Annotated in this window: 7 protein-coding genes; 5 read left to right on the top strand and 2 right to left on the bottom strand. The window is 52.4% G+C overall.

The window, feature by feature from the left end; translation table 11 throughout:
• Both PSHG_RS28255 and PSHG_RS18715 read right to left on the bottom strand, forming a co-directional pair.
• Positions 1-621: glycerol-3-phosphate acyltransferase (locus PSHG_RS28255; RefSeq protein ID WP_081505192.1), on the bottom strand; the 621-nt coding region annotated here is incomplete at its 3' end.
• A complete protein-coding gene (locus tag PSHG_RS18715) occupies positions 618-1,712 on the bottom strand; it encodes a glycosyltransferase (RefSeq protein ID WP_010276155.1) in 1,095 nt (364 codons plus the stop codon). The genes PSHG_RS18715 and PSHG_RS28255, both read right to left, overlap by 4 nt.
• A 555-nt stretch (positions 1,713-2,267) precedes the next feature.
• Here PSHG_RS18715 and PSHG_RS18710 point away from each other — a divergent pair.
• The 5 genes from PSHG_RS18710 (at position 2,268) to PSHG_RS18685 (ending at position 12,177) form a co-directional block, all read left to right on the top strand.
• Positions 2,268-3,053 carry a hypothetical protein gene (locus PSHG_RS18710; protein WP_010276150.1) on the top strand — a complete coding sequence of 262 codons (786 nt, stop codon included), beginning with the start codon at positions 2,268-2,270 and terminating at the stop codon, positions 3,051-3,053.
• A 492-nt stretch (positions 3,054-3,545) separates the two neighbouring features.
• The gene (locus PSHG_RS18700) at positions 3,546-5,054 is read left to right on the top strand and encodes a TIGR02677 family protein (protein ID WP_010276146.1); all 1,509 of its coding nucleotides are present in this window, start codon (positions 3,546-3,548) and stop codon (positions 5,052-5,054) included.
• Positions 5,047-6,291: a TIGR02678 family protein gene (locus PSHG_RS18695; protein WP_010276144.1), complete on the top strand. Its 1,245-nt coding sequence runs from the start codon at positions 5,047-5,049 to the stop codon at positions 6,289-6,291. Before PSHG_RS18700 ends, PSHG_RS18695 begins: the two co-directional genes overlap by 8 nt.
• The gene (locus PSHG_RS18690) at positions 6,288-10,466 is read left to right on the top strand and encodes a TIGR02680 family protein (RefSeq protein WP_010276142.1); all 4,179 of its coding nucleotides are present in this window, start codon (positions 6,288-6,290) and stop codon (positions 10,464-10,466) included. The genes PSHG_RS18695 and PSHG_RS18690 overlap by 4 nt, the downstream gene beginning before the upstream one ends.
• 40 nt (positions 10,467-10,506) lie before the next feature.
• Complete coding sequence (locus PSHG_RS18685; protein WP_010276138.1) at positions 10,507-12,177, top strand: TIGR02679 domain-containing protein; 1,671 nt, start codon at positions 10,507-10,509, stop codon at positions 12,175-12,177.
• Positions 12,178-12,239 lie beyond the last annotated feature (62 nt).

Genomic DNA, 12,239 nt, shown 5'->3' with positions numbered 1-12,239 from the left:
CCTATCCTTTCGGAACTTATCTCGGGAAATCTGGACTATCCCATCTTTATTCTTCCATAATAAGAGTAGGAAGTTTCCAAGCCAGATCCAAAGCATGTAGGCCGGATAACCTCCAAATAGCAAATAGACGGATAATAACAGCAATCCTACCGTGGTCTGTAATCCGTCTTCCTGGCTTGTCGATTTTCTTCCTCTGGCAACCGCTTTCGTTATAGCGAACAACACGGCCAGAATTACAGCATAGCAAAGAGAGGCGCGGAACTCCGTCAAAGCACTCCATACGCCAAAGCTGACTGCGATGCCTTTGCCGCCGTTAAACCTTAAAAAAGGGGAGAAAACATGCCCGGCAATCGGGGCCAGCGCGATGGGAATAAGCGAATACCCTGACAGTAAGCCGCTACTTGTAACGAGCACGATCGGCACATACCCTTTTAAAAAATCCAACGCAACCCCGAGTATACCGAGCCGGTATCCAGCAGCTTTCCAGAGGTTAGCGGCCCCCGGATTGCCGTCTCCAGTCGAACGTATATTTATATTTAACAGCAGTCCGATCCAGTAGGAGAACAGGAGAGAACCGCACAGAAAGCAGCCAGCAGTTATGACGAGTACGAGTATCATCATCGATCCCTCCCGACATCAATGTACCTGCCTTTCCAGACAACCTTCCTGCGGACAGCCGATTGGTACAAGGAATAGCCGACCACGATCAGAAAGAAGAGAACCGATAAAAAATGGAAGAGAGGGTGAATGATGCCGAATCGTCCCACAAAACGGTTGATGCAGGATAACGCGATGGCGTACATTACATATCCCAGGAATAAAGGGAGAAATGCGCTATGTCCGATGAAAAAGAAACTGCAGGATGAAGCGGCCAATCCCAGGATCCATGCAATAATAAATATCAATGTAAAGGGGTGGAGTGTGGAGGCGCTCAGGACAGCTCCCTTGGCGAACCCTTCCAGCTCGCTTTTGAATCCGTTCGGATACATGCGAAAAGAAATAAGCTCGCGGCCGATATAGTTGGAGATTTTGATCCCGGCCTTGTGAAAGCGAGCGCCCAGATTGAGGTCATCCAGCATTTCGGAGCGGATGGAGTGGTGGCCGCCGATCTTATCGTAATCCTCTCTTGTTGTCATGATGCAGGCTCCGTAAAGCCCTTTTGCCTGGTTTCGTTTCTCAAAAGGGGAGGTAAAGGCAAATACCCCTAATACATTCAGGAGCATCGCAAATTTCTCATAAAACTTCTCCGTTACATGGTAAGGGATGACGGACAGGACACCGCCTTGGCGTTGTTGCTCGCGAACGAGGGATTGCAGGGCATTATCCGCAAGGCGAACATCCGCATCCAGGAAGAGTAGAAGATCTCCGGTTGATTGCAGGTAGCCGTTCCATACGGCCCAGCCTTTGCCGGTCCAGCCATCGGGCAATTCGGGCGCTGAGATGACTTGGACGCCGCCGTAGCTTTCCGCAATCGTCCGGGTGCGGTCTTCCGAATGATCGTCGATGACGATCACTTCGTCAGGCTGAAGGGTTTGAAGCTTGAGCGATTCGAGCAGCCGGGGCAGGTTGCGCTCTTCGTTTCTGGCGGGAATAATAACTGATAGGGCAGGGGGGGCGTTGTCTTGACCGCTTGCTTGAGGAACGGTCTGTCTCCGAAAAAGAATCATCCCGGATAAGAGCCCCAGTGACATGATCAGCGATAGTATGAGCATAGCTTGATCACCTCTTCACCAAATTATAATCATCATCTATGCGGCAGCGGCTGTACTGTGATGATGAACCATTCAGATGAAGGTTTAGGCAGGGCAGTCCTCGCTTCGATGATCTCATTCATCTGATCCTAGTCCCCTTCTAAGTCTTATTATGATTCTTGAACCTATATTACTGCAATATCCTTAGCGGCAATATTAGAAAAAGGCAGGCAGTACGTTATCATCATTTGGAATAGGGAGAGCATAAATTTCCCCCGCCAACTGATACTTTGGCACTGCCTAAATTATCATTTTCACCAAGCAGAACAAAGTAACCGGTCCCATCTATGTTAAATATTTTATGCCGAGTTTTAGAATTACCATTACCAGCGGATTTAATTTGTAGTTTATTATTATACCTATTTCAATTCATCAACATGAAGGAATTTGATATACTCCATGTTAAGTCAATACCAGCATCCTTTATACCCTCTCGATGTAATATTGACTTTTTCCATTTAAAAGGTTAAAAGATGAAGGTTAATAAAGGTTAATAGATGTTGGGAGGTTTACAGGTTGGCTATTACCCGCGAGTCCATTATAAAAAGAATTGTGGATGATCTTGAAAATGAAGATTATATCTTAGCTCTCTGGTTGGAGGGAGCAGATGGTACAGAAAGTTTGGATGAGTATTCTGATATTGATTTAGTATGTTACACCAAAGAAGGCTGTATTGATGATGCGTTCAGGAGATTGGATGAATGCCTGGGCGGGTTGGGGAAATTTAACATTTCCTATGAACAACCCGGTCGAAGCACCAATAATCGCTATAAAGTGTACCACCTTGACGGAACGCCGGATACTCTCCTTATTGATGTAACTATTCAAAGTGAAAGCTTCCCGGTTTCCTTTATTAAAGAAGACAGAACTGTGGTTCCAGTGGTGCTGGTAGATAAGGCCGATATTGTAAAATATCAGACCATTGATTACGAAACTCTCCGGTCGCGGCTGCATACCCAACTATTGCGAGCCCAAGATATTTACAGCCAAAAGAGCCGGGCGGCTAAATATACAAAGCGCGGGCTTTTTTTAGAGTCGTTAATTTACTATCAAAAGTATGTTTTGAATCCGCTCGTAGATGTGCTTCGGATAATCTATACCCCATTTCAAGCTGACTGTTTTCTGGTTCATGCGTCTCGGGATTTTCCTCCCGAAGTGGTGGCAAAACTGGAGAAACTATATGGAGTTAGAACGGTGGAAGAAATAGCTGCAGGAATGGATGTGGTAGACGAGCTGTTTCGCAGTGCCGTTAGCGAAGCTAGTTGTAAGCTTTTACAGAACCAAGTGCATAGTGGGGAATAAACCCAAAAAACTATGCTAATGTTTAAAATAAAGGTGTCGGTGTGTTGTGATACCAACGCACCCCAGATGTCTGTCCTGCCCGTCTTAAAAGTTGGTTTGCGAGTTGTACGAGTGTTCCTGCGTGACGAGACGGCTAACGCTTGCCCTCGCGCATTTAACTCCAGGATTTCTTGGGGTTATTTTTTATTTCCAATTGTTCGCAATTGCTTTGTTCACTTGCTTTGAGCACATGCTTTGTGAAATTGCTTTTTACAATTAATGATTGGTCATATTCCGAATCTTTTCTGGCTCCTAAAGAACGTGTTATCCAGACAGCAAGAAAGCTGGTAGAGCAGTCAAATGTAAAAAAAGGCAGCAATCTCCTCTGATTTTTAAAAGCTTGGGGCCAAACTATAGTGTAAAATGTAGTGTGGAAACGATATTTATGTCGAATCTTGCTGCAGGGAAAACGCGGACTAACTCTTACTTTTCTTAACGAAGGGGAAATAAAATGTGGAGCCCATCATAACACTTTCGGGACTAAGGGCGGTCCCCGAGCTTGCCTATTTGACTGCAACGAATGTTTCGCGCTATCGCGCAGTAATGAAATTCTGTTATAGGGAGTATCAACGGCTAAAATATTGGCTGCGTCCTGAAGAAATATACGAGGGTGTAAAAGCATGGGATGTGCTGGAAGGATATACGCTGGAGCAGTGCATGTCCGATTTGGAGAGCCTGAAGGTTTGGGGCAATCTAGCCTCCCGCCATGACGGTGGACGCGCGCTTTCGGTGGAAGAGTACATGCGCAAGAAAAGCCAATACATGTTGACACAATATGCGATCGAGATTGAACGGATGCTGGAGACGCTGGAGCAGATAAAAGGGTACGGCGGCTCGCTGGAGACGACTTATTTCGATACGATAACCGAATGCATTCATGATATCCGATTGCGTTCACTGGAATTCGAAGCGGGTGAAGCGCTGCGCAATTGGGAGAAGCTGTATGAGGCGTTTAAAACGATGCACGAAAATGCGGCGGACTTCATAGCCAGTATCCATTCGATTCAGGCGGAGGAGATGATGGCAACTGAAGGCTTCCTGATGCTGAAGGACAACCTGGTCAATTACTTGCAGCATTTTGTCAAAGGGCTGCAGCGCAGCGCCTACAGAATCGAAGGCCAATTGCAGCAGATCAGTGACGGGCTGAAGGAGACCTACCTGGAAAAAGTACTCGCTGACGAGATGGCCAAGCCGCGCCTAGAGGAGGGCAAGTCGGCGGAGGAATTGCTGTTGGAGTACAACCAGGGCTGGGCAAACCTCAAACGCTGGTTCGTTGGCGACGCGTTGGAGTTGAGCGAGCTGACATTATTGGAACGGGCAACCAAGGATGCTATTGCAAAAGTGGTTCGCAGCGCGGTTCGGCTGCAGGAGCGCAGGCGGGGCGGGCTGAGCAGAAGGCATGACCTGGAGGAGCTGGGACGCCGCTTTGCGCAGATTGAAAGTCTGGATGACGCGCATAAACTTGCCGCTTATTCCTTTGGCTTGTTTGCAACACGGCATTTTCAAGGTCATGATGAGAAGAATACAGAGCGGGCGGATGTATCCAGTTGGGATGAGCCTGCGAACCTGCGCAATATCCGCTCGCGCAGCCGTAAGCGTCTCAGCCGCTCTTCCGCAGAGCCCGTCCGCAGTTATGCCGACAAGCGCGAGGTTTTTAGAGAGCAGCTGTTGAAGCAGCTTGAAGAGGAGCGGGAGTTTATCGAGGTCATGCGGAACAGGGGGAAAGTGCGAATCGCGGACATGCCTGTGATGCGGAGGAAGGAGCGCATGCGATTGCTGCAGTGGATTGGCCGCTGTACGGCAGCAGCATCGCGCTCATTCGTCACAGCGGACGGATATCGCATCAAACTCGAATTTCCGGATGATGATGAGGATGTTGCCGTGCTGCGGAGCGACGATGGCGATCTGACGATGAGGAATTATTTGCTTGAAGTCACGGAAGGAGAGCGGAGTTATGGCTAGAGGGGGGACCACTTCCTATACGCTCCGACGCATGCGGGCGAATAACAAAGCGGATGCGGAGCACTGGAACGAGCGGCGCCGGGCCAGTGCCCATGCGCTCTTGAACCGCCATTGGATCACGAAGGAGGAGGACCCGGAACTATTCTATGCGATTCGCGATCAGTACACGGAACTGCGCGACTGGTTCTCGGAGTTTACCGGTTTCTCGCTAATCTTGACCAGGACGATGGCCAAACTGGACAAGTCGCCTGTTGCAGCCAAGCCATGGATGGGATTTGCGGAATTTCGCGAGCCCCGGGATTATGCCTTGTTCACGTATGCGCTCTGGTATCTGGAGAGCAAGACAGAGCTGGATCAGTTTGTTCTGACCGATATCATCGAGCAAGTAAGCGAGCAGCTTATCGCTTCAGGGCTGGTTATGGATTGGGAGAATTATCAGCATCGCATGTCCATGGTCCGGGCGCTGAAAAAGCTGCGGCAGCTTGGTGTGCTGCGGCATATTGACGGTGAAGAGACAGAATGGGCGCGCGACAACCAGACAAAGAATGTATTGTACGAATGCGCACCGACTGCCCGGTTTGTGCTGCGCCATTTTCCGCGGGAGTTGAAGACATACCATCAGATCGATGATTTCAGTGAACAGGTAGTTTACCCCGAGACGGTTGACGGTGAGCTGCGCCGTCGCAGGCACCGCATTTACCGGCGTCTGCTGCTGGAGCCTGCGGTTGCAGATCAGGATTGGCATCCGGATGAGCTGTATTACGTTCAGACGCAGCGGCGAAACTTGATCGACCAGCTGCAGTTCATGTTCGGCCTGGAGGGCAGCCGCTACAAAGAAGGATTGTATTTTTTCTATCCTGAATTGAGCGGGGAGTGCACGCTGTTTCCTACGGCGGCGGCAATTTCTGACCTGGTACTGTTATTTGCTGGAGAGCTGCGCATGATAGCTGCAGAACAAGAAGGTTATGTAACGGAACAGGGTACGGTGGAGCTTTCCTCGTCGGAAGTGGAACAGCTGCTGTACAGCATGAAGCAAAAGTACGGTGAATATTGGAGCAAGGAGCACCGGGATATGGGCTTGCCTGAGTTATCGGAAACGCTGACGGCGCATATGACGCAATGGGGCCTTGGACGATGGAGTGAAGAAGCGGGCCGCAAGCACTTTATCGTGTCAGCGGCAGCTGCCAGATGGGATGCACACTATACATGGGATGACGGGGAGGAAAGAAAAGGATGAAGGCCGGACTTTGGGAGTTGGAGGAGCGCAACCGCTGGCAGATGAACAGAGCAGGCATCCTCAACTTCTGGTTTTATGAGGATGAGGAGTTTGCGCTGGAGCAGGGGCGTCTTGTACTGCGTGGAACGAACGGTGCGGGCAAATCGGTGACGATGCAAAGCTTTATCCCGCTAGTTCTGGATGGGGACAAGCATCCGAACCGGCTCGATCCGTTCGGTTCCAGAGATCGCAAAATCGAATATTATCTGCTGGGCGACAAGGAAGAGCATTCGGATAGGACGGGTTACTTGTGGCTTGAATTTTATCACCCTGCCAAAGGTTTGTATAAGACGATTGGAATTGGTTTGCGTGCCCGGCGCGGAGCGGCCCAGGTCGGTTTTTGGGGTTTTCTGCTGGATGACGGAAGACGGATAAACGAGGACTTCTGGCTCTATGACAGGCTGCAATGGGAGGAGCGAAGAGAAAAATATCCTCTGGATCGCAAAGCTTTGGAGCAGGCCATTGGCGCTGGCGGGCAGGTGGTCCAGGAGCAGCGGGCCTATCGCGAGTTGGTTAATCGCAGTTTGTTTGGCTTTCATGACAAGGAAAGCTACATCGATTTGTTAAACCTGCTCATCCAGCTGCGCAGCCCGAAGCTGTCCAAGGACGTGAAGCCGACCGCCATCTACGATATTCTGGTGCGGGCTTTGCCGCCGCTGCACGAGGAGGATTTGCGGCCGCTGTCGGAAGTCATGGAGGATATGGATCAGCTGGCGGATCGTCTGGAGGAATTGAAGCTGCATCGCAGTGAACTGGAAAAGCTGGTTCGTAGTTATGATCAATACAATCGCTATCTGCTGTATCAGAGTGGCGAGCAGCTGCTGCAGGCGCATAAAGCCCAGGAAGAGGTGCAGCATAATCTGTCCGGGCTTTCACAGGAGCTGCAGCATGCGCTGCAAGGGAAAAGAGAGACGGAAGACAGGCAGGCCGCCAATCAGGAACGAATAGTAGCCGTTGAGACGGAGCTTGAACTGCTCGGCCGCAGTGAAGTCATTGAGAAGCAGCATGAGCTTGAACAGACGGAGCAGGCGCTGAAGGAAACGGAGCAGTATGTGACCCAGGCTCAGAAGCGGTTGACAGCTGCCTTGCGCAGCCAGGAGGCGGCTGAGCTAGCGGCAGACAAAGCGGGGAAGCAGCAGGCAGAGCTGCTCACTCAGCAGGAGGAAGCGCTGCTCGATCTGGAAAGTCTGGCGTCCGAGCTGGAATTCACGCATCATGGGGTCTACGCGCGCTATTGGCAGCCCGAGCCGCCGGAGGACATCTCATTTGTGAGCGCTTGGCGGCGAGACTTGGAAGAGCATCAAGTGGGGCTTTCCGAAGCAAAAGCTTTAGCTGAGCGTGAAAGGGAAGCGGGCATGCTGGCGGCTGAGCTTGACCGGCAGCTGGGAGAACTGCGTGCGGAACGTGATGAGGCGGAGCATGCTGTACGCCGCTGTGAGGCGAACTCAGAGTCTGCCCTCTACAACTGGAAGGAACAGCTGTTGGCATGGAAGCAGAAGCTGGTTCATCTTAAATTGGGGGAGCATGCTGTACAGGAGATGTTAGCTGCAAGCAGCGGGCTGTCTTATGAGCAGCAAAATGTCGAGGCGGTGCTGGAGCCGGTGCGCCGCGAGGCTGATGACAGAAGACAGGAGCTGATGTCGTCCCGGCTGGAGCTGGAACAGCAGGCGAAGGAGATACAGGCTGAGCTGGATGCTCTGCATGCCGAGAAACAGGCGTGGGAACAAACGCGGGAACCAGAGCCGGCGCGCAGTTCCGCGAGGATTCAAACCCGGGCGGGTTACGCGGAAAGGCAGGGAGCTCCGCTGTACGAGGTATGCGAATTTTTGCCTCATGTGAATCCTGAACATCGTGCCGGCATTGAGCTGGCGCTGCTTGATAGCGGAGTGCTGGATGCCTGGATACGGCCTGACGGCCAGATGAGCGCAGTGTCTGAAGCGGACGAAGAACTGTGGATTATACCGCAGCCTATAGAATGGGGATACACACTGGCGGATGTGCTGAAGGCTGTGCCTTCTGCGGAGTCCGGGCTGTCCGTGCAGCAAGTGGATGCGGTGCTGCGCTCATTTGCTTGGGGGGAGATGTGGCAGACGGACCAGTTGGAGCAGTTGGATCAGAAGCTCATGGAGCCGGAATCCTTTGTCGTTGGCAGAGACCATTACCGGCTCGGTCCGCTATTGGGTAAGCTGAACCCGGATGGTCATCGTGCGCAGTATATCGGCAAGGAGGCCCGGAGACAGTACAAACTGGCTGAGATAGCCCGCCTGGGTCAAGAGATCGCTGAGGTTGAGAGCAGGCTGGCATTATTGAGGGAACGGATCGCGGAGCATACGCAAGTTCTAAATATGCTGCAGCAGGAACTGGCTGCTTTTCCGCTGCGGGATGAGACGTATGAACAATTGCGCAAGGCATGGGCAGCTCACTATGAGGCGACTACGCGTTTTCAGCTGTTGATGGAGCAAGAGAACAAGCAGGCGGAACAGCTGCGGCTCAAGCAGCAGCAATGGGCTGAGCTCAAACAAGCTTTTATTGCAATGACAGCACAATGGTCGCGCCTGAAGACGTTGCGGGATCTGCAGGAGGCGCTTCATGCGGTGAGCGACTATAAGACGGGGCTCTCGCAGCTGCTCTCGGATTGGCGGGAATACCGGCAGCGGACGGAAGAAGTGAAGCGTTACGAGGCTGAAGCTCAGGAACAGATGGAACTGGCGGAGGTGGAGGAAGAACAGCGTGATGAATTGTTGGACAAGCAGTACGCATTGCGTGTAAAAGCCGAGCAGCTGCGAAAGCTGATGGAGGAGCTAGGAATCAGCGATCTGTATAACCGCATCAGCAGTCTGAAGGCGGAACGCCAGGAGCTGGAACGCAAGCGTAGCCAGCTGGCGGAAGCGATGGTGGACATCGCCTCACGCATAGCCGTGCTTCGTGAGCGGCAAAGCCGGTTGGCTGATCAGGAGCTGCAGGCGGATGAGGAGACAAAGCGGAGAAAACGGGCGTTTCTCTCCGAATGGAAGCGGCGTCTTGTTCCGGAGACGACAGAACGTGAGCTGGATGAAGCATCGCCTGCGGATTGGCTGTCGGCATGCAGGAGTATCGTCACGGAGCTGGAGACAGGATTTGCCCGTACAACCAGAGAGCGCCTGAGCGGTGTGCTGCAGGACCATTACAATGTCTCCAAGCACTTGCTCGGCGAATATGTGCTGGAGGTTGAGATCAGTGAGGCAGGCCGGATTACGCTGCTGTCGATGCGCGACCGTACCCGTCCGCAGCAGCCGGCTGCGCTTCTCACTGAGTTGAGCGATGATCTGATTGAGCAGCAAAATCTGCTGAGCGAAAAGGATCGGGAGTTATTCGAGGAAATTATTCTCCGCAGCGTCGGCAAGTCCATCCGCCAGCGAATCCAGCGCGCGGAGTTATGGCTGAAGACGATGAACCGGCTGATGGCGGAGCGGGACACATCAAGCGGCTTGAAGCTGCAGCTGCAGTGGGTGCCTAAGGCCGCGCAATCGGAGTCCGAACTGAATAGCGATGAACTGGTCGAGCTATTGCGCAAGGATGTGCATCTGCTCCACGATGACGAGGCGGAACGGCTGGTTGAGCATTTCCGTTCGCGCGTGCAGTGGGCGAAGCAGGGAGCGCTGGAAGAGCGGGAAGCTCTGCGCAAGCATATCTATGACATGCTGGATTACCGCTCCTGGTTCCAATTCTCGCTGCGCTACAAGAAAGGCGACGAGACACAGTATCGCGAACTGACCGATGCGCGGTTCAATGTGCTTAGCGGCGGCGAAAAAGCGATGTCGATGTATATTCCGCTGTTCGCGGCAACGTATTCGCGCTATGCGGACGCGAGTGCGGAAGCGCCGAAGCTGATCTCGCTTGATGAGGCCTTCGCTGGGGTAGATGATGAGAATATTCGCGACCTGTTCGGTCTGCTGACCGAAATGGACTTCGATTATATGATGACTTCGCAAGTATTGTGGGGCTGTTACGATACGGTGCCTCGGCTTTCCATCTGTGAAATCTACAGGCCCAAAGATGCGAGCTATGTGACCGTACTACGCCATCGCTGGAACGGACGCCTGCTGGAGCCAGTGGCGGAGTTGTCAGAGGCTTCGAGAACGGAAGCAACCAGCTAATAGAAGAGCTGATAGAGAAGCCGAAAGAGAGGGTGAACGCTTGAGGAAATCTGATGAAATTCGCAGCTACTTTGCTCATCCTGGCTTTGAACGGTTCCTGACAGAGTTGGAACGAAAGCACAGAGCTTCCCGCAATGGGGCAAGAGGTTCTGTCGTTCTTAACGATATTCGTGATGATGAGCGCGAGAAGCTGGATGGTTTTTTTGGGGTCTACAGCCCTCCTGTGAAAGGGGAGACGAGGTCTTATTCCGTACTAAAATTTAACAAGCTATTGCTTGAGAGCCGCTTCCAGCTAACCATTCCTGAACTGCTCGCTGTGCTGAGAGGCAGGCCTGTACTTACCCGGTTGGAGGAAGAAGTGCAGTCGAGTGCGGGGTGGCGCGGCATCATTAGTGCGGCCATGGAGCAGGCAGGTCTGGAACCGGCGGATTTGGAAAAAGCGAGTTTGGAAAAGTCAGGCCTGGAAAAGGCGGATCAGGAAAAGGCGAGTTTGGAAAAGTCAGGTCTGGAAAAGACGGATCAGGAAAAGGCAGATGTGGAAAAGACAGCTCCGTTCCAGACCGGAGATGATGTAGTGAGGCGCTGGGCTATAGGTGTTTTGGAGGAAGCAGCGCCCGGCAGCCGAACTTTTCGCACTATGTTTGCCCAGTCGCCGCAGGAAGCTCAGCGCTGTATGGTGCATTGTCTGCGGGCCCTGCGCCGGGTTGCAAGCAGTAGGGGGATGGGAGACAGACCGATTCGTCTCCCTGTTCTGGCGGCACAGGTTACCGGCGATGCTCATGCATTGGATTGGAAATATCCGCTTGGGCGTCTATTCTGGTGGGGCTTAACTTCAATTACAGGTCACACGCCCGGTGATTGGTTGGAGGATGCAAGCGGAGAGCAGTTGAAGACAGAGACAGGCCACACGCAGGCCATGATGATTCGTGAGGGCTATCGTCGTGGCGGCGTAGCTGACGATGATCTGTCTTCACAGGTATTGCTATATGCGCCAGAGCTATTTGGCGTATGCGAGGAGCGAGTGCTCACTTTGCGTCAGGTGGAGGCTATCCAGCCGGAGCAGATCGACCGGTTGTCGGCGAAGCACATCCTGATGGTGGAGAATCCGTCAGTATTTGCCGAGCTGATCGATGCGAGCGTTCGTAAAACTGCAGGGATTGCCGGGCCAACCGAAGCGGGCGTTCGCAAAACCGCAGGTGTTGGCGGGCCAGCCGATACGAGCGTTCGCAAATCTGCTGGTGTTGGCGGGCCGGCCGATACGAGCGTTCGCAAATCTGCTGGTGTAACCGAGCCGGCCGACACGAACATTCATAAAACGGGACAATCAGCGGGAAGTGCGGCTGCTGCACCGATCATACTATGTGGCAACGGTCAACCGACTACAGCTGTAATTCGTCTGCTGGACATTCTGCTGGCTCAGCCTGGAGAGCGCAAGCTTCAATATGCAGGCGATCTGGATCCGGCTGGACTGGGAATAGCGCATAGTTTAGAACAGCGATACAAGAGTGCATTCTGTCCATGGCTCATGGATAGAGGTGTATTCACGCGTTATGCACAGCAAGGAATTCCAATGGATGACAAGGAAAAAGCGAGATTGCAGGAGTATCGTGGATTGTGGGACATGGAGCTTGTGGATGCAATGCTGGCCTCAGGCATGAAGCTGCATCAGGAATTATGGTTGGATGAACTGCTGCGGGATCAGACCTATTAACCTGATCACCCTTGCTGCAATTTTAGGCTTACTTACCGGGAAGATATCGTTATTTGAAGAGA

It is taken from the genome of Paenibacillus senegalensis JC66 (assembly GCF_000285515.1).
In the GTDB taxonomy this organism is placed as follows: domain Bacteria; phylum Bacillota; class Bacilli; order Paenibacillales; family NBRC-103111; genus Paenibacillus_L; species Paenibacillus_L senegalensis.
The sequence above is the reverse complement of the archived record's forward strand: the minus strand, read 5'-3'. Positions and strand labels throughout refer to the sequence as shown.